This is a genomic window from Sphingomonas sp. KR3-1 (assembly GCF_040049295.1).
Classification (GTDB): domain Bacteria; phylum Pseudomonadota; class Alphaproteobacteria; order Sphingomonadales; family Sphingomonadaceae; genus Sphingomonas.
On the sequence record NZ_JBDZDQ010000001.1, the window covers coordinates 1983932 to 2004357 of the forward strand.

General features: G+C 62.1%; 19 protein-coding genes. 12 read left to right on the forward strand and 7 right to left on the reverse strand.

Going from position 1 to position 20426, the window contains the following annotated elements; all coding sequences use genetic code 11:
• Position 1 precedes the first annotated feature (1 nt).
• The 5 genes from rutC to ABLE38_RS09800 all read left to right on the forward strand — a co-directional run bounded on the left by rutC (position 2) and on the right by ABLE38_RS09800 (position 4279).
• On the forward strand, positions 2 to 385 hold the full coding sequence (rutC, locus tag ABLE38_RS09780) for a pyrimidine utilization protein C (RefSeq protein WP_348973959.1): 384 nt from the start codon (positions 2 to 4) through the stop codon (positions 383 to 385).
• Positions 385 to 1161: a pyrimidine utilization protein D gene (gene rutD, locus ABLE38_RS09785; RefSeq protein ID WP_348973960.1), complete on the forward strand. Its 777-nt coding sequence runs from the start codon at positions 385 to 387 to the stop codon at positions 1159 to 1161. The genes rutC and rutD overlap by 1 nt, the downstream gene beginning before the upstream one ends.
• A gap of 4 nt (positions 1162 to 1165) precedes the next feature.
• Positions 1166 to 2230, forward strand: coding sequence for a pyrimidine utilization protein A (gene rutA, locus ABLE38_RS09790; RefSeq protein ID WP_348973961.1), 1065 nt, complete (start codon positions 1166 to 1168; stop codon positions 2228 to 2230).
• A 65-nt stretch (positions 2231 to 2295) separates the two neighbouring features.
• A complete protein-coding gene (locus ABLE38_RS09795) occupies positions 2296 to 2847 on the forward strand; it encodes an RcnB family protein (RefSeq protein WP_348973962.1) in 552 nt (183 codons plus the stop codon).
• 274 nt (positions 2848 to 3121) lie between these two features.
• Positions 3122 to 4279 carry an integrase arm-type DNA-binding domain-containing protein gene (locus ABLE38_RS09800; RefSeq protein WP_348973963.1) on the forward strand — a complete coding sequence of 386 codons (1158 nt, stop codon included), beginning with the start codon at positions 3122 to 3124 and terminating at the stop codon, positions 4277 to 4279.
• 402 nt (positions 4280 to 4681) lie between these two features.
• Here the strand turns inward: ABLE38_RS09800 and ABLE38_RS09805 are convergent, their stop codons facing one another.
• A complete protein-coding gene (locus tag ABLE38_RS09805) occupies positions 4682 to 8944 on the reverse strand; it encodes an RHS repeat-associated core domain-containing protein (RefSeq protein WP_348973964.1) in 4263 nt (1420 codons plus the stop codon).
• A 47-nt stretch (positions 8945 to 8991) separates the two neighbouring features.
• Positions 8992 to 9207 (reverse strand): hypothetical protein, encoded by a 216-nt coding sequence (locus ABLE38_RS09810; protein WP_348973965.1) that lies wholly within the window; start codon positions 9205 to 9207, stop codon positions 8992 to 8994.
• A gap of 402 nt (positions 9208 to 9609) precedes the next feature.
• On the opposite strand from ABLE38_RS09810, the gene ABLE38_RS09815 reads away from it, so the two are divergent.
• The gene (locus ABLE38_RS09815) at positions 9610 to 10002 is read left to right on the forward strand and encodes a TrbC/VirB2 family protein (RefSeq protein ID WP_348973966.1); all 393 of its coding nucleotides are present in this window, start codon (positions 9610 to 9612) and stop codon (positions 10000 to 10002) included.
• A 101-nt stretch (positions 10003 to 10103) separates the two neighbouring features.
• Here ABLE38_RS09815 and ABLE38_RS09820 read toward each other — a convergent pair whose 3' ends face one another.
• Entirely contained in the window at positions 10104 to 10307 is a 204-nt protein-coding gene (locus tag ABLE38_RS09820; RefSeq protein ID WP_348973967.1) for an AlpA family phage regulatory protein, read from the reverse strand.
• 727 nt (positions 10308 to 11034) lie between these two features.
• On the opposite strand from ABLE38_RS09820, the gene ABLE38_RS09825 reads away from it, so the two are divergent.
• From ABLE38_RS09825 to ABLE38_RS09840, 4 genes are all read left to right on the forward strand, one after another.
• A complete protein-coding gene (locus ABLE38_RS09825) occupies positions 11035 to 12774 on the forward strand; it encodes a ParB N-terminal domain-containing protein (RefSeq protein WP_348973968.1) in 1740 nt (579 codons plus the stop codon).
• A gap of 53 nt (positions 12775 to 12827) precedes the next feature.
• On the forward strand, positions 12828 to 13067 hold the full coding sequence (locus ABLE38_RS09830) for a sigma factor-like helix-turn-helix DNA-binding protein (RefSeq protein ID WP_348973969.1): 240 nt from the start codon (positions 12828 to 12830) through the stop codon (positions 13065 to 13067).
• A 71-nt stretch (positions 13068 to 13138) separates the two neighbouring features.
• Positions 13139 to 14062: a HEPN domain-containing protein gene (locus ABLE38_RS09835; RefSeq protein ID WP_348973970.1), complete on the forward strand. Its 924-nt coding sequence runs from the start codon at positions 13139 to 13141 to the stop codon at positions 14060 to 14062.
• 188 nt (positions 14063 to 14250) lie between these two features.
• Positions 14251 to 14442 carry a hypothetical protein gene (locus ABLE38_RS09840; protein ID WP_348973971.1) on the forward strand — a complete coding sequence of 64 codons (192 nt, stop codon included), beginning with the start codon at positions 14251 to 14253 and terminating at the stop codon, positions 14440 to 14442.
• A gap of 199 nt (positions 14443 to 14641) precedes the next feature.
• Here ABLE38_RS09840 and ABLE38_RS09845 read toward each other — a convergent pair whose 3' ends face one another.
• The 3 genes from ABLE38_RS09845 to ABLE38_RS09855 are packed head-to-tail and all read right to left on the reverse strand — an operon-like array spanning position 14642 to position 15381.
• The gene (locus tag ABLE38_RS09845; protein WP_348973972.1) at positions 14642 to 14809 is read right to left on the reverse strand and encodes a DUF6771 family protein; all 168 of its coding nucleotides are present in this window, start codon (positions 14807 to 14809) and stop codon (positions 14642 to 14644) included.
• A complete protein-coding gene (locus ABLE38_RS09850) occupies positions 14802 to 15041 on the reverse strand; it encodes a conjugal transfer protein TraD (protein ID WP_348974482.1) in 240 nt (79 codons plus the stop codon). Before ABLE38_RS09850 ends, ABLE38_RS09845 begins: the two co-directional genes overlap by 8 nt.
• A gap of 19 nt (positions 15042 to 15060) precedes the next feature.
• Positions 15061 to 15381: a conjugal transfer protein TraD gene (locus tag ABLE38_RS09855; RefSeq protein ID WP_348973973.1), complete on the reverse strand. Its 321-nt coding sequence runs from the start codon at positions 15379 to 15381 to the stop codon at positions 15061 to 15063.
• A gap of 172 nt (positions 15382 to 15553) precedes the next feature.
• On the opposite strand from ABLE38_RS09855, the gene traA reads away from it, so the two are divergent.
• Both traA and ABLE38_RS09865 read left to right on the forward strand, forming a co-directional pair.
• Complete coding sequence (gene traA, locus ABLE38_RS09860) at positions 15554 to 18460, forward strand: Ti-type conjugative transfer relaxase TraA (protein ID WP_348973974.1); 2907 nt, start codon at positions 15554 to 15556, stop codon at positions 18458 to 18460.
• A 10-nt stretch (positions 18461 to 18470) separates the two neighbouring features.
• Complete coding sequence (locus tag ABLE38_RS09865; protein ID WP_348973975.1) at positions 18471 to 19094, forward strand: DUF6118 family protein; 624 nt, start codon at positions 18471 to 18473, stop codon at positions 19092 to 19094.
• A 184-nt stretch (positions 19095 to 19278) separates the two neighbouring features.
• Here ABLE38_RS09865 and ABLE38_RS09870 read toward each other — a convergent pair whose 3' ends face one another.
• Positions 19279 to 20409, reverse strand: a complete 1131-nt coding sequence (locus ABLE38_RS09870) for a hypothetical protein (protein ID WP_348973976.1) — start codon at positions 20407 to 20409, stop codon at positions 19279 to 19281.
• Positions 20410 to 20426: the final 17 nt, after the last annotated feature.

Genomic DNA, 20426 nt, shown 5'->3' on the forward strand with positions numbered 1-20426 from the left:
GATGCCGTTCGAGCCGATCAACCCGCCCCAGTTCCCCACCCCGATCGCGCCCTATTCGGCCGGCGCCAGGGCGGGCAACACGGTCTATGTCTCGGGCGTACTGGCGCTGGGCGAGGGCGGCATCGTCCTCCATGTCGGTGATGCCGCCGGCCAGACGCGGCATATCCTCGAAGTGATCAAGACCACGCTCGAGGCAGCCGGGGCGACCCTCGAGGATGTGGCGATGAACCATATCTTCCTCAAGGATTTTGCCGACTATCCCGTCTTCAACCAGATCTATGCCGAGTATTTCCCCGGCGCCAAGCCGGCGCGCTATTGCATCAAGGCCGATCTGGTGAAGCCCGATTGCCTGGTCGAGATCGCCTCGGTGGCGCATATCGGCTGATGCCCGAGGCGGCGGGGCTCTATTATGAGGATCATGGCAGCGGCCCCCCGCTGATCCTTTCCGCCGGCATGGGCGGATCGGGCAAGTACTGGCGGCCCAATCTGGCCGCGCTCGCCGAGCGCCACCGCCTCATCCTCTACGATCATCGCGGCACCGCCCGCTCGGACCGCACCGTCACCCCACGCCTCGAAAGCATCGGCGACGATATCCGCCTGCTGATGGACGCGCTGGAGATCGAGCGCGCCTCGATCCTCGGCCACGCGATCGGTGGCATGGGCGGGCTGAGCCTCGCGCTCGACACCCCCGAGCGTGTGGACCGGCTGGTGGTGGTCAATGGCTGGGGCCGGCTCGATCCCTATACGAGGCGCTGCTTCGATGCCCGGCTGGCGCTGCTGCGTGCCTATGGCCCGGGCAAATATGTCGATGCCCAGCCGATCTTCCTCTTCCCGCCGCAGTGGATATCCGAGAACAGCGAGCGGCTGGACGAAGAGGCGAAGCATCATGTCGCCGGCTTCCCCACCGAGATGGTCGAGGCGCGCATCCTCGAAGCGCTGAGGTTCGACCTGATCGACCGGCTGGAGGCATACCCGCTCGCCACCCCCGTGCTGCTGCTTGCCAGCGAGGACGACGCACTCGTCCCGCCCGGCTGCTCGGCCCGGCTTGCGCAAGCCATTCCGCAGGCGCAACTTGTTCGGATGCCTTGGGGAGGGCACGCCTGCAACGTCACCGATCCGGCGGGCTTCGAGGCCCGTGTTCTGGCATTTCTGGGGAGCTAATCACATGGAAGTCGGCGTCTTCGTTCCCATCAACAACAATGGCTGGCTGATCAGCGAGAACGCGCCGCAGTACATGCCGAGCTTCGACATGAACAAGGCGATCGCGCTGAAGGCCGAGGAGCATGGCCTCGATTTCCTCCTGTCGATGATCAAGCTGCGCGGCTTCGGCGGCAAGACCGAGTTCTGGGAATATGGACTGGAAAGCTTCACGCTGATGGCCGGCCTCGCCGCGGTCACCAGCAAGATCAAGATCTACGCCACCTGCCCGACGCTGATCATCCCGCCGGCCTTTGCCGCGCGCATGTGCAACACGATCGATTCGATCAGCCATGGCCGTTTCGGGCTCAACCTGATCACCGGCTGGCAGCGCCCCGAATACAGCCAGATGGGCCTGTGGCCGGGCGACGAGCATTTCCGCAACCGCTACCAGATGCTCGACGAGTACGCCCAGATCCTGCGCGAGCTGTGGGAGACCGGGCGCAGCGACCTCAAGGGCGAATATTACCAGATGGACGATTGCCGCGTCCGCCCGACGCCCGAGGGCGAGATGAAGATCATCTGCGCCGGCTCGTCGGACGAGGGCCTCGCCTTCTCGGCGAAATGGGCGGACTATGCCTTCTGCCTCGGCAAGGGCGTCAACACGCCGACCGCCTTCGCTTTCAACAACGAGCGTCTCGCCGAGGCGACCGCCAGGACCGGGCGCGACGTGAAGGTGTTCGTGCTGATCATGGTGATCGCCGACGAGACCGACGAGGCGGCGATGGCCAAGTGGCAATCCTATCGCGACGGCCTCGATATCGACGCGGTGCGCTGGCTGATCGACCAGGGCGCTGCCGACAAGAACAACCCGACCACCAATGTCCGCCAGCTCGCCGCCCCGGAGGGCGCGGTCAACATCAACATGGGCACGCTGGTCGGCAGCTACGAGAGCGTCGCCCGCATGCTCGACGAGATGGCCGAGGTGCCCAATACCGGCGGCGTGCTGCTTACCTTCGACGACTTCCTCGCGGGCGTCGATAATTTCGGCACGCGCATCCAGCCGCTGATGAAGAGCCGCAACAAGGGCTGAGCGGCAGCCTTTCGCGCGCCCGGTCGTTCGGTGACGGGCACCACTCCACCAGTCGGAGAGAAAGCATGAAGAAGCTGACGTCGATCGCGATGATGGCGATCCTCCTCGCGCCGGCGCTCGCCGAAGCGCAGCAGCACCGCCCGGGCGATCGCCCCAGCCAGTCGGGCCAGCGCCCGCCCTCGGGTGGGCCTGGTGGGCCTCAGCGTCCGCCCCAGCCGCAGCCGGGCCCTCGCCCGCCGGCGCCCGGCCCTTCGCACCCCGGCGGCCCCGGCATGCGACCGCCCGCGCCGCGCCCGCCCGTTGCGCGGCCGCCTGCGCCGCGCCCGCCGGTCGCGCGCCCGCCGCACCGCCCCGGCGCCGGCCGCCCGCCGAACTTCCGCCCGATCCACCGCCCGCCCTTCCAATATCCGCGCGGCTACAGCTATCGCCGCTGGTCGATCGGCGGGCTGCTGCCGGTGCTCTTCCTGTCGAGCAGCTATTATTATGACGACTGGTACGGCCTCGGCGTCGGCGCGCCGCCTCCCGGCTATCGCTGGGTGCGCTACGGGCCGGACCTGCTGCTGGTCAGCCTGCGCACGCGCCGCGTCGTCGATGTGATCTACGGCGCCTTCTACTGATCCAGGCGGGGCGCGGTCCGAATCCGGATCGCGCCCCTTTTTTGCGCACAGCGATTCGCCGGCGAAAGGCGCGCGTCGTCGCGTCTGCGTCGAACCGTCGATGTAGGAGGGAGAAGTGGATGCCCCGTGAGCCCTATACTCCTCGTCTCAGGAAAGCCCAGGATGGCTCTTAGCCTTTAAGAAACAAAGATATTTTGCAAAGCTGATCCTCAAGCTTTCCCAATATGCGTCATCGCATCCAACGCGCAGCGTGGGAACAAACGAGGGAACAGAAATGGGCAGCTTGACCGCCATCGGCGTTAGAAACGCCAAGCCTGGCCGCCATGGGGATGGTAACGGGCTATATCTGCTCGTGAAGAACTCTGGAAGCAGATCATGGCTGCTGCGCGTCCAGCGCGATGGTAAGCGCAGGGACATCGGCCTCGGCTCGATCGCCGCTCTGAACTTAGCGGAAGCTCGTGAGAAAGCAGCAGAGCTTCGCAAGTATGTGTTGAATGGACGAGACCCGATCGCGGAGCGGGATCGCGACCGCCGGCCTATTCCCACGTTCAAGGACGCCGCGAAGGCTGCACACAACGATCTGAAATCAGGCTGGGCACCGAAGCATGCCGCAGCATTTCTTTCATCGCTAGAGGAGCACGCTTTTGGGCCGATCGGGAACCGGAGGGTCGATACGATCGATGCTGCCGTCATACGCGACATGCTGACGCCAATCTGGACCAGAATACCGTCCATGGCACGTAAGGTTCGCCAGCGGGTTGGCACCGTCCTCAACTATTCACAGTCCAAAGGCTGGAGAACGAATGAGGCGCCGTTGAAGGCGGTTACTCTGGGGCTCGCTCGGCAGGCTAGCGGCAACAACTTCGCTGCCATGCCGTATACCGAAGTTCCGGGCCTCGTAGCGGATCTGATGGATCGACCCCAAACCACCGGCCGAGATGCATTGATGTTCCTGCTGTTTACCGCGGCGAGGTCTGGCGAGGTTCGATCTGCTCGATGGTCCCACATCGATTTTGATGCAGGAAACTGGAACCGCCCGGCCGACCTGATGAAAAACCGGCTGGCACATACTGTCACGCTCAACCAGCCAGCGATCGATCTACTGCGCCGGCGCCTCGATGAGATTTCACCTAAGCCGCAAGATCTAATTTTTCCGGCCCTGAGAGGCGGGCAGCTTTCCGACATGACGATCACCAAGGTTCTCAGGGGCGCCAAGGTGCCCTTCACTGCACACGGTTTTCGCAGTTCATTCCGGGATTGGGCAGCCGAAATGATGCCGACAATTCCCGACCCCGTTGCTGAAGCGGCACTTGCACACGTGGTGCCAGACAAGGTGATCGCCGCATATAAACGCACGTCATTTTTGGCTCTGAGGAGAGAACTCCTCGCGGCTTGGGGTGCCGCTATCATGACTTCATGTCTACCGGTGTAGGCTGAACGCACCAGCAGAATAACCGTTCTGCCAGCGTACGGCGTTCACGGGTTCGAGACCGGCCGGGCAGCGCAGTCTTCAAAATAAATTTAGACATCTATTTGTTCGCGCGCATACAGATAATTTTACATGCAGCTTACGAATATTATTGCAGGCCTTTTTTGAAATCAGCTTATTGATTTTAGCTATGCGACCTTGCGACCAATAGAAGTCCGATCCAAAAAATAAGAAATGATAATATTTTAAAAAACCCCAATTGTAAATGCATTTGATTTTCAAAGAAGGAAATTAATCCATAAGAAATAAGAAATAACATAATAGATAGAAATATCGCCGCAAATCCTTCCCAGCTATTAGGAAGGTAAGACCAAGCAATTCTTCTAAACCAAATTTTGTTCTTCATCAGCAGCCACTTTTTTGTTGCGCAACAATGGTTGTATTAGTCTGATATGTGCTAGCATCAAATGAAAATCCCAGAGAAAGCCCCGCATTAACCGAAAAAATCCCGTTTTCTCCAAAAGATGCGCTCACGGAGACTACTCCTACATTAGCATTATAAGTCTGAGCTACCCCCGCCAACTGCCCCGGACTCGTCGCATTCGTTGCGGATATCCCTCCCCCTGCGCCGAGCGAGAATCCCGCCACAATGCCGCCAGCAGTGCTGTATAGCCCGCTTGCTGAACTCGGATAACTAGCGCCCCAACCTGGACCACCGGCATACGCTCCGGTCGTCTTGAAAACAGCAGTCTCTCCATTGGTAAAACTCATTGCCGACAATGAGCCCTGCCCCGCCGCACCGATGGCAGCAGCTCCGAGCTCCCCGGATCCTCCAATGTATCCGCCACCCGAAACTGTCGTTGGAATGCAGGGGCGATCGTCGGGTGTCGGAGGATAGGGAGAGTACCCTCCGCCCCCCCCAACAGAATCGGTTATAGAGCTAATGCTTCCTACAGATCCTCGAATTATTCCCCACAAAAGACTACCGCTGAAGGCTCCGTACCCCGCTCCCCCATTGGACAATTCATTACTGAATCCTCCATGGCCATCACAAGCATCATCACCTGTTGTAGTTGAGGGGATTGAAGTTCCGTCATTGCACTTAATGTCATGTCCAGAAGGATCATTAAAATTAATTGGATCTCCCATCGTATAATTATATAGGTTCATTCCAGCGATATAGCTTATTGAGTCTGCCTGCATGAAGCGCCCAAGCGTCGGCGAATACATACGAGCCTTATAATAATACATGCCGAACTCAGGCATCCAAGCCTGCCCCGTATACTGGAACCGCCCGATATTTCCCCCTGAGGGAATTCCATATTCATCGTAGCTATTCACGCCGATGACGTTGCCTGAGCCGTCGCTCACTGCGACCACCGAACCGCGCTCGTCGGCGTGCAGCCAGCGCCGATCACTTGTGCCCGCGCCTTCGTACCACACAATCGGCTCGTCGGCGCTGGGCCCTGGCACATAGCGCTTGGCAATCGCCCAACTCGAGCCGGTGTAGGTGAGCTCACTAATGAGCTGTCCGCCGGAATAAGCGAAGCGTGTGTCCTGCCCGCTCAAATTCTCGTGGAGCTGTAGCAACTGGCCGCCACCCGGCTCATAGGCCAGGGTATAACCTGGTGCCGTCGCGAGGCGATTCTCGCTGGTGTAATCATAGCTCAGACTCCCTGAACTGGTCAGATTGCCTCGACCATCATAGCCCAGCGCAGTCGAGCCAGCCGCAGCGAGCTGGTTCAGGCCGTTGACTGTATAAGGGCGATCGACATTGTAGTACCCGTTCCAAGCATAGGCGTCGTTCGAGCGCGTGAGCGATGCGATCTGGCTGGCGGGATTATAGCTGAGGCTGTGGGTAAAATCGTAGCTGCTTCCAGCGAGATTCTGCGCAATCGATGATAGGCGCGAAACGCCGTCATAGCTGTAGCTCGTCGTCGTGCCGTTGCCGCGCGTGATGCTCGTCCGGCGCCCCAGATCGTCATATCCATAGCTCGCGAGCACGCCTGCACCGGAGGTCGCGCCGTTCTCGCGGATCGCGATCGTCTCCCCGGTGACGTTGTAATCATAGTCGACGTAAAAGCCGTCGCTCCAGGTCAGCCGCGTCTGCCGTCCAGCCAGATCATAACTGTGATAGGTGGCCGCGCCATAATTATTCTCATTGGTCAGCCGTCCCAGCGCGTCATAGACGAAGGTATCATCCACAGCGCCGTTGCCGACTACGCTCGTAGCCTGACCGATCAAGTTATAGCCATAGGCCACGTCCCAATCGAAATTGGCAATATTTGGCGTGACCTTGCTGATGACGCGATTGAGATAGTCATATCCGTAGGTAATCGTTGTGCCATCACGCAGGCGACGGCTGGTGACGTTGCTCGCCGCGTCATAGCCGAACTGTTCATAGTCGCTGCCCGAACTGCTCGCGGTACCCTGGGTGCTCACCGGGTAATAGGTCTTGGCCGGGCGATCAAACCCGTCATATTCGTAGCTGGTCTTATTGACCTCGCCATCGGTGACGCTCGCGAGTTCACCATTATCGGTATAGGTCGTGGTTACCTCGTCGGACTGGTCGGCGGTGCCATAGGCGGTCTGCACCTTGGACCGGCGGCCAACGGCATCGTAGCTGGCCCTTACGATACGATCGGGGCCGGCGCTGCCGGCAGTCGCCGCCGTGCATGCAGCAAGCGCTGAGCCCCAGGCAGCGCTGTTCATCCGCGTCGCCATGCAGTCTGGCCGCCCCAGCGTGTCATAGCTATATTCGCTGACGCCATAAGTGGAGCCGCCCGCGGTCAGGACCTCGCGTGTCTTGCGGGCATTCGTGTCATAGCCGTCGGTAAGCTGCTCCGACGATACGAAGGCCGACCAATCGGTATCTGTCGTGCCATCCACGGTTCCCACCTCGGTCACGCTAGGCTGACCGTCGCTGGTGTAGCTTGTTTTCAGCGCTCGGCGCTTGCGGGAGCCAGCACCGTCCGGATCTGATGAGATCGCGCCGACCCGCAACCGATCCGCATCGTAGCGATAGGTGACCGTATCGCCGCTACCCGAAAGCGGCCCATCGACAGTCAGCAGATTGCCCGCGGCATCATAGGTCGCCGTTGTGGTTGCGCTCAGCGAACCGTCGCCTGCGGCGGTGGTCACGCTGGTTACGTTGAGCGCGGCGTCATAGGCCACCGTCGCCTTCACTTCGTCAGCGGTCCCGACACAGCCAGGTGCCACGCCGGTCCGACATTGCGATATGCCGGTGAGCTGCGCGACGCCGGCGGCATTGGTGGTGTAGCTGTAGCGCGTCTGCGGCCGGTTCGAGCCACTCGTCGCGGCGGGTCGCGTCACGCTGGTAACGAGACCGGTTCCGCTATCATAGGCGAAGTCGGTCTGGTTGCCGAGCGCGTCCTTCGTCCAGTTCGGGCTGTTGCAAGTCAGCGGGTTGGAGCAGCTGCTGTCATAGCCCGCCGTGGTGACGATATCCGACAGACCCGATCCAGGCTTGGCCTTCAGCCGCGTCTCGGCGGTGTTGCCGCGACCGTCATAGGTATATTGGACCTTGTTTCCCTCTGGATAGCTGATCTCGGTCGGCCGACCCAAACTGTCATAGGTGTAGCCCGTCACCTTGCCATTCGCGTCCGTTACCGAGGTCGGGCGATGCTTAGTCAGGTCGGAGACGATCGTCGTCGTGTGCGACTGCGCATCGGTAACCACCATGGTCGCCGTCGTGCCCGACACGGAATAATTGTAGTTGGTCGTCACGCCGTCGTGCGTGACGTTACTTCCGGAGCGAACCAGCGTATCGCTACTTGCGCCCGGCCGGCGGAGCGCGTTCGCACCGGTGAAGCGCCAAGTCCGGCCACCGGGCGTGGTAATCGTAGTAACGCCAGTTGAGGGCCTGGCATAGGTAACGGTGCCCGTAGTGCCGCCGCTGGCACCGCCGCCAGAAAGCACGGCCGTCGTTCTCTGGTACCATGTAGGCCCGGGATTAGCACGGATGCCAACGGAGTTGCTGGCGTAGGTGAAATCAATTTCCGAACCGGCGTTATTGTAAACGCGGGCGAGGCGCCAGCTGAACGTGCAGTCTGGCGCATCGATCGAAAGCGAGCAGTTCTGGTGGACGTCCCACTCGAGATGCACCGTCTTGCCGCCCTTGTCGGTGATACTCTCGGGCAGCAAATAGCAGTTGGTAGTGTTGTTGTAGTCGCACAGATTCGACAGCCCACCGAGCGTCCCGACCGGGTTGGTGAACGTGATGACCGAGCCGTCGAGTGCGCGATAGGTCGCGGTGTCGGTCGCATCGGTCAGCACCGCGCCCGAGCCCACAGTCGATAGCTGACTCGCCTGGGTGAAATGGTCGTATTTAAGCCCCAGCGGGATAGTATAGTGCGTGGTGCTGCCCGATGTCGTCTTCTGAAACTGGATGGCGTTCCAATTGTCGAAATCACCGGAGATCGCGGTAAGGGGAAGTTCGGCGTCCCCCGAGCCAACCGAAGCGATCTTCACGTTAATCGCGAAGCTGCCATCGGTCAGGTCCATGCCGTTCGCGTCGAGATTGGGGTGCGGCGAGATCGCCTGGCCCATCGCTGGGGCGGCAACGCCGGTGGCGAGAATCGTGGCGAGCAGCAGGTACGCGCGGCGTCCCGTCCGACCGCGCGGGCGGCCGAAGTTCATCCGTTCCATCAGATTTCCTCTTTTGAAATTTTTAACCGGAAGCCGATGTCAGCCGCTCAGCTGGGCGCGCCCGTGACCTGCACTCGCTTGCGATTGTTCGCCTTGTCGTGGGTATATTCGGTTTTCACGCCATTGTTCACGGCACCCGAATGCTCAACCTTCACCAGCCGCCCCTTGGCGTCATAGGTGTATGTCACAGTCTCCGAAGCGCTTGCCACGCTTGAGATTGTACCTGCGGCGATCGTCAGTCCGACAAGAAGAGCGAGTCGCATCCATCCCCCTTTTGATTAAGCAAAAAGAAGATACACATTCGAAATGAGATGCCTAGCTAGGGAGCCTACAGACTTTCCGAGAATGCACCGGATCGGTCCGGCTTTTGGAGGTTTGTGGACGCGCTGAGGACGTTTTGCCTTCTCTGCAGCGCCATCTCTCGCCTATCCCGAAGGCCCTGGCCCGTTCGTCGCGTCCATTCGCTGGATCGATGCAGTGGCGCTCGGCACGATTGGCGCCGCGATCACCGTCGCAAGCTCCGGCCCGTTGATGTGGCCTGCGTTATATCTCAGAAAGGGGGCGCCCAGCTCAGCCGTGACCTCCTATGTGCGCAGCACGGTGGACGTCTATGTCCAGCTCGCCCGCTTCGGCGGCAAGCGCCAGGTCGCTGAGGTGGTGCTGGCATGAGCGGCCTCGCATTTGCCTTCGCTCTCGCCCCGTCGCTCGCCGAACCCGACGGATCGAGCCCATTCGTAGCTGCGGCGCTTTGGATCGAAGGCGTCGCACTCGGATCGATCGCTACCAGCATCGCCGTGATCGCCGTCGCCAGCGTCGGTTTTCTGATGCTGGGCGGCCGGCTGCCGGTCCGTCGCGGCATAACGGTAGCTGGCGGCTGCTTCATTCTCTTCGGCGCGCCCGTGATCGCCTCGGGCATCATCAATTTCGCCACCGACGGCACGAGAGACCCATCCCCGCCGCCTCCGGTCTCGGTCCAGCATTCGCGCCTGGTAGTACCGACACCGCAGCCGACACGAGGATACGACCCCTATGCCGGGGCGGCCGTTCCTCAGCGTTGAGTTTCCACGACGATGTGACCCCGCTTCGCAGCGCGCCGGCGTTGCCATGGCTGCTCGCTCATGGTGAGAGTTTGTCGGGCGCCTCCCTGACCGGACGGGTGCTAACGACTCGCTTCGTAGAACATCGGATTTTTTAGCCAGGCGTTGATCGCGGACTCGTGCCAGCCGGCGCAGCGCGTACTGATCTGGACGTTCCGGGGAAAGGTACCGTTCTGCATCTTGCGGTACATGGTCGAGCGGCTGAGACCGGTGCGCTCGAGGACGGTCTTGATCCGGAGGATGCGGTCGGGGGTATCGGTCTGCATTGGTATCACCTTGCACTTGGTGCCGTTGAGTGGTGCGCCCCGGGGTAAGTTGGGCAGGAATCCACGCAGGTGAAAAGGGCCTCTAGGGTGTCAGAAGGTGCCTTTGCGGCCACAGCGTGCACAAACGTAGGATAGCGTAGGGCACTGGAATCCGGATGCTTGTGTCAGGGCGTCCCACGCTGCGAGTGGCCGCGCTCTACGCCGCTTGCGCGGCCCCGACGCTGCGCGTCTCGGCCCATCCGGGTGACGATCGCATGACGTGAACCGGCGATGCCGTTCAGCGGAACGCGATGTCCGATGGGCGTTCTCTGACGAGTTGCTGCGCAGCCGCCAGGGTCCGCGGCGCATCTTGTTCTCCGCGTGGCACACTCAATCCGGCCGGAAGGCACAGCGGCGGCTGGCGCACAGTTGCGCGCGCACGCCGCCACGACGGTCGGCCGGCTTCGAGAGTGCATGTTTGCCTCGCGCCTGCGGCGCCGGGCGCTGCGCTGCTCAAGATCTGTGGACGGCGCGGCGCGCCGGCGTTGCCTGCCGGCCGCGGCCAAAGGGGTGTGGGCGTCGCTCCCTCTAGTCCCGTCGCGGCGTGCCGCAACCCGCTGCGCGTGCCCTCCACTCTGTTTCGGCCCTGCGGGTGCTGCCCGCCGCTCAAGCGGGACTGCCGGTCTGCTCCTTGCCGCCCACCCCCCTTTTCCGGGGCCGGTGCGGTGTTTGAAGAGGAGTAGGACCAATGGAATTCAAGCATATCGATGTCGCCCAACTCTGCATCTCCGCTGTGAACATGCGGGCCAGGGGCAAGGCCGACCTGTCGCACATCCTGCCGTCGATCCGGGCGCGGGGCGTGCTGGTGCCGCTGATCGTGCGGCCGACCGAGGAAGCCGAGCGCTTCGAGATCGTTGCGGGCAAGCGGCGCTATCATGCGGCGCTGGCGGTCGCGCAGGAGAGCGGCGAGGCCGAGCCCCTGCCCTGCGCGATCATGGCGCCGGGCGACGATGCGGCGGCGCTGGAAGCCTCGCTGATCGAGAATGTCGCGCGGCTGGACCCGGACGAAGTGACCTTGTGGGAGAGCTTCACGCGGCTGGTGCGCGAGAGACGTTCGCCCGAGGACATCGGCCTTACCTTCGGGCTGACCGAGCTGCAGGTGAAGCGGACTCTGGCGCTGGGCAATCTGCTGCCCCGTATCCGTGCGCTGTATCGCAAGGGCGACATCGATGCGGCGACGGTGCGGCATCTGACCCTCGCCTCCAAGGCGCGGCAGCGCGACTGGCTGGCACTGCTGGACGATCCCGAGGCGCATTGCCCGACGGGGCATCAGCTCAAGGCATGGCTGTTCGGCGGTGCGTCGGTGCCGGTGGGTGCGGCGCTGTTCGATCTGGCCGACTATTCCGGCGAAGTGGTGTCGGACCTGTTCGGCGAGGAGCGCTTCTTCGCCGACACGGTCAGTTTCTGGGCGGCGCAGACGCCTGCCATCGAGGCCAAGGCCGAGGGCTATCGCGAGGCCGGGTGGCCGGAGGTGGTGATCCTGCCGACGGGCGAGACTTTCCATAGCTGGGAGCATGAGCGTTGTCCCAAGCGCAAGGGCGGCAAGGTCTTTCTCGCGGTCAGTGCGCGCGGCGAGGTCACCGTCCATGAGGGCTATATCTCAACGAAGGAGGCGCGGCGGCGCGAACGGGGCGAGGTCAGCCAGAACGAGAAGCCGGTGCGGCCCGAGGTGAGCGCGCCGATCCAGAACTATGTCGATCTGCACCGGCATGCCGCTGTGCGTGCCGACCTGATCAGCCAGCCTTCGGTCGCGCTGCGGTTGATGGTGGCGCATGCCATTGTCGGGTCGCCGCTCTGGAATGTCCGGATCGAGGACCAGCGGGCATCCAGCGATGCGATTGCCGAGAGCGTCGGGAACTGCACCTCGGAAGCGCGGTTCGACGAGAAGCGGCGGGCGGTGCTGGCGCTTCTCGGCTTCGATCCCGAGGCCCCGACCATGACGCGCGGCTATGAGGGCGAGCATGGTCTTGCCGGGCTGTTCGTCCGGCTGTTGCAGCTTCCCGATCCTGCACTGTTCGACGTGGCGGCGATCGTCATGGGCGAGACGCTGGAAGCCGGGAGTGCGCTGATCGAGGTGCTGGGGCCGTTGCTCGGGACCGACATGGCCAAGGTCTGGCAGGCCGACGACGCCTTGCTCGATCTGATCCGTGACCGGGAGGTGATCGGCTGCGTGCTGGCCGATGTGGCGGGCGATGCCACCGCAAGCGCCAACGAAAGTGCGACCGGCAAGGTGAAGCGCGGGATCATCCGCGATTGCCTGACCGGCGCGAACGGGCGGGCCAAGGCCGAAGGCTGGGTGCCGAAATGGATGGCCTTCCCGCCTGCCGCCTACACCGCGCGCGGCGGCGTGCCGACCGTCGCCCGAGCCGACAAGATGGCGGGCCTCGCCATCACCCCCGAACCGCAGCCGCTGCGTGCAGCCGCATGACCGATGCTGGCGGTCGCAAGGCCGCCAGCTTCCTCACAAGAGGGAGACTTGTCATGATCGACACCCCCGATCCCCGCACGCTGCGGCGACTACGTCGAGCGATCCGCAGACTGCCGCGTGACCAGCATGCCGTGTTCTGCGCCGTCCGGTACGAAGACCTGGATTACGAGCAGGTCGCCGCGCGCACCGGGCTCACCGTCCGTGAAGTCGAACACCTGCTGGCGCAGGCGCTGTTCGCGATCATGCGTGACATGGACAACAGACCGCGCCGCCGGTTGTGGCGCCTCTGGTGACCGACAACTGCCGCGCGGGGCAACCCGCGCGGTTGTTCTTTTCTGCCACGCTCGGATAGGATCGTTTCACCATGCGTACCGACCTCGACCATCTGCCTCCGGCCAAGCAGCGCGAACTGGAACGCGTCGTCCAGATCCTCTTCGAGGAGTTTGGCGATGCGACCGCCATTGCGAACTCGGAGTGGAAGAAGAACGCGCGCATCCTCAAGGTCATTCTGTACGGCAGCTATGCGCGCGGCGGCTGGGTCGATGAGCCGCACACCGCCAAGGGCTATCAGTCCGACTTCGATCTGCTGGTGATCGTCAACAACGAGAAGCTCACCGACAGGGTCGAATATTGGGTGAAAGCCGAGGACCGGCTGAACCGCGAACTGGCGATCACCAAGACGCTGCGCACCCCGGTCAACTTCATCGTGCACACCATGCACGAGGTGAACGACGGGCTGGCGCATGGGCGCTATTTCTTCATGGATGTCGCGCGGGATGGGATCGCGCTTTACCAGAGCGAGGACACCGAGTTTCACGAGCCAAAGCCGAAGACGCCGCAGCAGGCGCTCGCGATGGCGCGGGAGTATTTCGAGGAGTGGTATCCGAGCGCTATGCGCGCCCATATCAACTTCGGCGATGACCTAGAGCGCGGCTGGCTGAAAGAGGCGGCGTTCATGCTCCATCAGTCCACCGAACGCCTCTATCATTGCGTGTTGCTGGTCTGCACCTTCTACACGCCGCACGTTCACAATCTCGGCTTTTTGCGCACCCAGGCGGAGCGGATCGACCCGCGCCTGATCGATGCGTGGCCGCGCGACAATCGGTCGGATCGCTCACGCTTCGAGAAGCTCAAGGAAGCCTATGTGAAGGCGCGCTACTCGAAGCACTACCGTATCACCGAAGAGGAACTTGCGTGGCTTGGCGAACGTGTGGAAGCACTCGGCCAAGCGGTCCAAGTGATATGCGAAGAACGTATGGCAGCGCTTGAAAAGAGCGCTGCCGCATAGGCCACATATGAAAGCGGGCCGAGACACATTGCGCAACATTGCATCGTTATGAATGCGTAACCCCGGTGTTGTCTGGCCGGGGTAAGGCCGTAGCTGAAACCAGTTCCGCCAGATTGCGCTGCCTCTTGACGGCCGGTCGGCTTTTTATATCTCAGCGAAGAGAGCTCCGGGGGCACATGGAGCAAGGGATGACTAAGGACAAGGATATCGAATATATCAGCCGCCGCGTGGAGGAAGAGCGGGAAAAGGCTGAGCGCGCCGACGATCCGGCTAGCTATCGTATCCACACGGAGTTTGCCCGCGAGTACGAGCGCAAATTGCAGGCATTGATCGCGAGCGGGTCAAGCTCTCAGTCCTCAAACCGCCATGCCGCGCATTGATCGCCGCCAGCGAAAGCGCGAGCGGTCGGATGAGATGCAGATTGCGGAAACCCTGCGCTGGATTCGTGACCGGAACGAGCAACGGCGCGTGATTCAGACGAAGGGCTCCCGGCTGAAGCGATTGCTTCAAAATCTGACACACTAGTTGAGGTCGTGACGCCAGCGTTCAATCCTCGTTGAGTCGCCGGAGGCGGCCTGCTCAGCTTTTAGCCTCGCCTGGCTCGTGCAGCGCACTCGCAATCATCGCGGTAAGGGCTTCCTCGGCGCGCGCCCTCGTCGCGGGATCCTTCGACGCTAGTTCCTGGCGGACCCACTCTGGCGCGCGCGCAATGACGGCGGCGATTGCCGGCTGAAGACTGTCACTCATCCGCTCGGTATGGCGGCGAACCTTGATCAGCGGCAAGCGCGAAGGCGCGCTTGCCGCGCCGTCGCCAAAACGCAAGCGCCTGATCGCCGGTTTCGCTACGCAGCGTTGCCGCGGCTTCGACCAGTAATCCGAAAATTGCCGCCCGATCGTCATCGGTCAGTTCAACCAAGCCCGCTTTCGCAACCAAGCCGCCGAGCTCGATCAACTGCCGCGTGCGCTCGCGGCGCCTCACGAGCCAGGCCCGCTTGTCATCACGCGCGATCTTCGCTTGCAGCCGGTGCCGGGCTGCCTGCGCCCGGCGCAGTGCGAAGGTCGCTCTTGTCAGCGCCTCGAGCACCGCGCGGCGCTGTCTGAAAGAAGGCCACGCCGCGCTTGCGCCAGCTCTCCTTGATCGCCGCATCCCTGGTGTCGATCGCGCTAAGCAGCGCGCCCGCAAGCTGCTCGATCGGAAGTGCGTCAGCTCCGATCACGACGACCAGCTCGCCGAGCTGGCGCAGCTTCTGCTCGCGCAGCTGCCTGGCCTTGTCGTTCAGCGCCTTCAGCTCGGCATCATAGTCACGGGGTTTGCGCATCGGGCGATCCTCATTTGCGTGATGAGGACCGACCAGTTATCGCTGTCTTCGATCAGCGACAACGCCCTGAAATATCTTGGGATTACGCAATCCCGAGAAAGATGAATTCTTTCGAGGGCGCGCTTATACGTCGTGCCGACGTCGCTTGTTAGGTGTAGTTGGTATGGTCGCCATGGCGATCTACCATTTCTCCGCGAAGGTCATCTCCCGCGCCAACGGATCATCGGCGCTGGCGGCTGCGGCCTATCGCTCCGCTTCGCGCCTCTATGACCAGCGCCTCGATCGCCATCGCGACTTCTCGAACAAGGCCGGTGTCGTTCATTCCGAAGTGATGCTGCCCGACGGCGCGCCCGAACGCCTGCGCGACCGCGAAACCCTGTGGAACGAGGTCGAAGCCGTCGAGCTGCGCAAGGACGCGCAGCTTGCCCGCGAGATCGAGTTCGCGATTCCGCGTGAGCTATCCCCAGAAAGGGGGATTGCGCTCGCGCGCGATTTCGTTCGCGCCGAATTTGTCGACTCCGGCATGGTCGCCGATCTCAATGTGCATTGGGATGTCGGCGCCGATGGCGAGGCCAAGCCGCACGCGCATGTGATGTTGGCCCTGCGCGATGTCGATGAAGACGGGTTCGGCAAGAAGAACCGCGACTGGAACCGTACCGACTTGCTGGAGAAATGGCGCGAGCGCTGGGCTGAGCACGTCAACACGCGACTCGCCGAACTCGATATCGATGCGCGGGTCGATCACCGGTCGCTCGAAGCGCAGGGCATCGACCTGGAGCCGCAGAACAAGATCGGTCCGGCCGCATCGCGAATGGCCGCGCAGGGCCTCGATCCTGAGCGGGTCGACGAGCACCGCGAGATCGCGCGCTCGAACGGCGCGAAGATCATCGCCGATCCACGCATCGCGCTCGACGCGATCACGCACAACCAGGCGACCTTCACTAAGCGCGACCTCGCCATGTTCGTGCATCGGCATAGCGAGGGGAAGGAGCAGTTCGATCATGTGATGGCCGCCGTGCGCGGCTCGCCTGACCTGATCGCGCTCGGCAAGGATGGGCGCGACGAAGACCGCTTCACTAGTCGCGCGATGATCGAGACCGAACAGCGGCTGGAGCGCGCGACCGTTCGGCTTGAGGCCAGCCGGCGGCATGGTGTCGCCGAACCGCATCGCGAGCGTGCGCTCGTCGCAGCCGTGAAGCGTGGTTTGGTGCTGTCGAGCGAGCAGCATTCGGCGTTCGAGCACGTCACCGGCGCAAAAGGGATCAGCGTTGTGGTCGGCTATGCCGGCACCGGCAAATCCGCGATGCTTGGCGTCGCACGCGAAGCCTGGGAGCGCGCCGGCTATCAGGTGCAAGGCCTCGCGCTATCCGGCATCGCCGCGGAAAATCTGGAAAGCGGTTCGGGCATCGCCTCTCGCACCATCGCCAGCATCGAGCATCAATGGTCGCAGGATCGCGAGTTGCTGACCCGCGATCATGTGCTGGTGATCGACGAAGCCGGGATGATCGGCTCGCGGCAGATGGAGCGCGTGATTGCCGAAGCCGAGAAGCGCGGCGCCAAAGTCGTGCTGGTCGGCGATCCCGAACAGCTCCAGGCGATTGAGGCCGGCGCCGCATTCCGCTCGATCGCCGAGCGCCACGGCAGCGTTGAGATCACCGACATTCGCCGCCAACGCGAGGATTGGCAGCGCGACGCGACCCGGCAGCTTGCCACTGACCGCACCGGTGAGGCGCTGCAGGCCTATACTGAGCATGATCGCGTCCATGCCGCCGACACGCGCGAACAGGCACGCACCGATCTGATTGATCGCTGGGATCGCGATCGTCAGGTGATGCCGGCTGCGACCCGCATCATCCTTACCCACACCAATGACGAAGTGCAGGCACTCAACCAGGCCGCGCGCGACCGGCTGCGTAGTGCCGGGCAGCTCGGCGAGGATGTCGCGCTGCGCACTGAGCGCGGGCCGCGGACCTTCGCCTCGGGCGATCGGGTCATGTTCCTCAAGAACGAGCGCAGCATGGGCGTGAAGAACGGCTCGCTCGGCATCGTCCAGAGCGTGACCGCCGCGCGCATGGCGGTCACGCTCGATGATGGTCGCATGGTCGCGTTCGACCTCAAGGATTATGCGCATATCGATCACGGCTACGCCGCCACGATCCACAAGGCGCAGGGCGTGACGGTCGATCGCGCGCATGTGCTGGCAACGCCCGGACTCGATCGCCACGCCGCCTATGTCGCGCTGTCGCGTCACCGCGACGTCATGGACCTGCATTATGGTCGCGACGACTTTGCCGAACCTTCGAAGCTCGTTCGCGCATTGTCGCGAGATCGGGCCAAAGACATGGCCTCGGATTACACGCGCGACTTCGCCGATCGCCGGCAGATTCAATTGCCCGAGCCGGTGGTGGTGAAGGCGAAGTCTGCGCCGGTGCGCGATCCGTTCGCCGGCCTGGACCTGCGGCCCATGTCGCCACCGCCGACGCGCGGTATGTTCGATGAGGTACGAATTGCTGCACCTCAGCCGGTGCGTGCGCCCCCATCGATCGGCTTGGAAACCGCCGTGCAGCGCTTCGCTCGGGCGGCCGCCGACGTCCTGCGGATGCGCAATGATGGCTACGCCGAATTGCCGCATCAGCGGATCGCCTATGACAAGGCGCGCGAGGCGCTGGACACGGCGCGGCCGGAAGCGTCGCGCGATCTGCGCGCCGCCTTCGCGCGCGACCCCAACATGATCAGCGAAGCCGCGCAGGGCCGCACCAGCGCCGCCATGCGCGCAATGGTGCTGGAAGCGGAATTGCGCGCCAATCCTGAAAAGCGCGCAGATCGGTTGGTCGAGGACTGGCAGAAGCTGGCCAAGGCGCATCGCGCGTTCCGCCATGCCGGCGATGACGCGGGCGTACGTGCCATCGGCCAGGAAATGAGTGCCTGGGGCAAGAGCCTCGAACGCGATGCCCAGGCCGAGTCGCTGGTCAAAAAGCGGCTGCCGGAACTGGGAATGAGGGCCAGGGAAGGCGCTTCGATATCCCACAACGTGCAGGAATGGCTCGGCCTCTCGCGTAGCCGCGGGCTTGAGCGATAGACCTGCGCGAATGGATCAGGAAACCACCCGCGAAGTCGATACCAGCCTTGCCGCCCATGCGTTTGGCGAGCTGCGTGCAGAGATCAGCCTGCTGCGTCGCGCAGTCGAGCGGCTGACCGACGAGCGCACATCGCAGCCTGATTATGCGCCCAGCCTTGAGGAAATCTCTAAGCGGATGGAGAAGGTTGCGGCTTGGGCAGGGCGTATCGCCGAGCATCCCGCCATGCAGCTGACGCCTGAGAGTGTGGGCGGCAGGATCGCTGAGGCTGCGGCGGCCAGCCGGGAGCGTGACCAGCAGATGCTCCAGCGCGCTGCTGCTGGCATGGATGCGGCCACGGGCCGCATCGACGTGATGATCGCGCGGTCACGAGCGACGGCCGAGCAGAAACGGGAATTGTTGCACAACCGTATCGCATTTGCCGTCGCGGGCATGGTGACATTTGCGATTCTACCAGGGGCGATTGCACGGTCGCTCCCGGTTAGTTGGGCCGTGCCCGAGCGCATCGCTGCCCGCATGCTTGGAACCAATATGTGGAGCGCTGGTCAGAATATGATGGCCAAAGCCGATCCTGAACGTTGGGAGCAGATCGTCGCCCGCCAGCGCCAAAGCGCAGAATTACGACACGAAGAATGACGGCCTGATGCGCCAATTCTCGCCAGCCATTTAAAAGTTCTGGAAGTGTCGCGTGAGCAGTGTGAGAGATAGGGCATTCGGGTCATAAACCTCGCGCCTGTGGCGCGGTCGCGCTCTGCAGCTGTATCGCGGAGCGCGTTGGGCTCGACCTGACGGCCATGATCGCTGGCATGGAAAATCGAGTTCAGACAATCGTTCGAGAGATCATCTGATCCAGCAACGCGCCCCGCTGGAGTTGTTGACCGCGGAAAAACACGCTTCCGAATACTTCATCAATGAAACATTCGCTGCCGCGACTGAGCCTGACATGCACGCCGCGTTTTTGTGGTCGCTTCGCTGTCCACACCACGGCTGGTAACGTGGCGTGAATCTCAATCTCGACCTCTTCGAAATCGTCGATGTTGAGGGTTCCCACGGCATCTATAAATTGTGAAGCATAGACATTTTTATCGTAGAGTGGCTTCAGAGGGGTCGAAGCTATGGGGCCGCGGCTCCAAGTGTTGTCCCGACCACAGTTGCTACAGAGATGCTTTGTGTGTGGCGTTCTCCCAAACTCACCAATATCAAGATGTGGATATCCGCAATCTCGACAATTGATGCAGTCCATTTCCAGGCCGGTCTCTAGACCCATAATAAAATCGAAGGCGGTAGGCGGAGTGATATAAATCTTGTTGGATTCGGATCTCGAAAATAGATCATCAACCGGATCGTACATGACCGCCAAAGCGTCAACTATAGAGTCGATTGCTTCGGAATGTTCGGCAGATGACGAGGCCTTAACATGAAGCCTAGGCCGAAGGCTTTCTTTATGATCAGCGCTCGATACGGCCGCTGGAAGTAAACAATGAATCTCAACCTCGCGGTAATCTTCCAAGCAGAAACTAATAGGATTGACGACATAAGACATCGCTTGCGTGTGGTTCGAGCAATGAATAATCCCTGTGTTCCTGGCATTCGCAATGTCAGCTTTCGTGCCCCAGTGGTGTTGATGTGTACGGCACCACCAGCGCTTGGCGCCATTTCGCATTTTCCCCGCTTCGACTATGTCACAAGCCAGAATCTCATCTTCGCCCAGATCATTGGAAAGGCGTTGAAGGATCTCATCGGCAAATACGGCTACATTCCCGAGCGTGCGGCCGAGGGACCAGCAGATAGCTTCGCGGATTAAACCAGGTTGTCCAGTTGAGGGGCGTACCGACTGCTCGTAGCCCAGAAATTGGCGATTCGTCTTCGCGGGCGGTTCTGTGCCCATGCCCCATTCAAATGCCCAAAGCGCAACTCGACCGTCAGGTTCGGGAATCCGTTCTATGTCCATGATCAATTTACTTTTCA

Bases quoted from the DNA above. Each gene is read 5' to 3' on its own strand.
- rutA (WP_348973961.1), top strand. From the start codon at position 1,166: ATGGAAGTCGGCGTCTTCGTTCCCATCAACAACAATGGCTGGCTGATC.
- ABLE38_RS09805 (WP_348973964.1), bottom strand. From the start codon at position 8,944: ATGGAACGGATGAACTTCGGCCGCCCGCGCGGTCGGACGGGACGCCGC.
- ABLE38_RS09865 (WP_348973975.1), top strand. From the start codon at position 18,471: ATGGATCAGGAAACCACCCGCGAAGTCGATACCAGCCTTGCCGCCCAT.
- ABLE38_RS09800 (WP_348973963.1), top strand. From the start codon at position 3,122: ATGGGCAGCTTGACCGCCATCGGCGTTAGAAACGCCAAGCCTGGCCGC.
- ABLE38_RS09795 (WP_348973962.1), top strand. From the start codon at position 2,296: ATGAAGAAGCTGACGTCGATCGCGATGATGGCGATCCTCCTCGCGCCG.
- ABLE38_RS09855 (WP_348973973.1), bottom strand. From the start codon at position 15,381: ATGCGCAAACCCCGTGACTATGATGCCGAGCTGAAGGCGCTGAACGAC.
- rutD (WP_348973960.1), top strand. From the start codon at position 385: ATGCCCGAGGCGGCGGGGCTCTATTATGAGGATCATGGCAGCGGCCCC.
- ABLE38_RS09870 (WP_348973976.1), bottom strand. From the start codon at position 20,409: ATGGACATAGAACGGATTCCCGAACCTGACGGTCGAGTTGCGCTTTGG.
- rutC (WP_348973959.1), top strand. From the start codon at position 2: ATGCCGTTCGAGCCGATCAACCCGCCCCAGTTCCCCACCCCGATCGCG.
- ABLE38_RS09840 (WP_348973971.1), top strand. From the start codon at position 14,251: ATGACTAAGGACAAGGATATCGAATATATCAGCCGCCGCGTGGAGGAA.
- ABLE38_RS09820 (WP_348973967.1), bottom strand. From the start codon at position 10,307: ATGCAGACCGATACCCCCGACCGCATCCTCCGGATCAAGACCGTCCTC.
- traA (WP_348973974.1), top strand. From the start codon at position 15,554: ATGGCGATCTACCATTTCTCCGCGAAGGTCATCTCCCGCGCCAACGGA.
- ABLE38_RS09845 (WP_348973972.1), bottom strand. From the start codon at position 14,809: ATGAGTGACAGTCTTCAGCCGGCAATCGCCGCCGTCATTGCGCGCGCG.
- ABLE38_RS09825 (WP_348973968.1), top strand. From the start codon at position 11,035: ATGGAATTCAAGCATATCGATGTCGCCCAACTCTGCATCTCCGCTGTG.
- ABLE38_RS09835 (WP_348973970.1), top strand. From the start codon at position 13,139: ATGCGTACCGACCTCGACCATCTGCCTCCGGCCAAGCAGCGCGAACTG.
- ABLE38_RS09810 (WP_348973965.1), bottom strand. From the start codon at position 9,207: ATGCGACTCGCTCTTCTTGTCGGACTGACGATCGCCGCAGGTACAATC.
- ABLE38_RS09815 (WP_348973966.1), top strand. From the start codon at position 9,610: ATGAGCGGCCTCGCATTTGCCTTCGCTCTCGCCCCGTCGCTCGCCGAA.
- ABLE38_RS09830 (WP_348973969.1), top strand. From the start codon at position 12,828: ATGATCGACACCCCCGATCCCCGCACGCTGCGGCGACTACGTCGAGCG.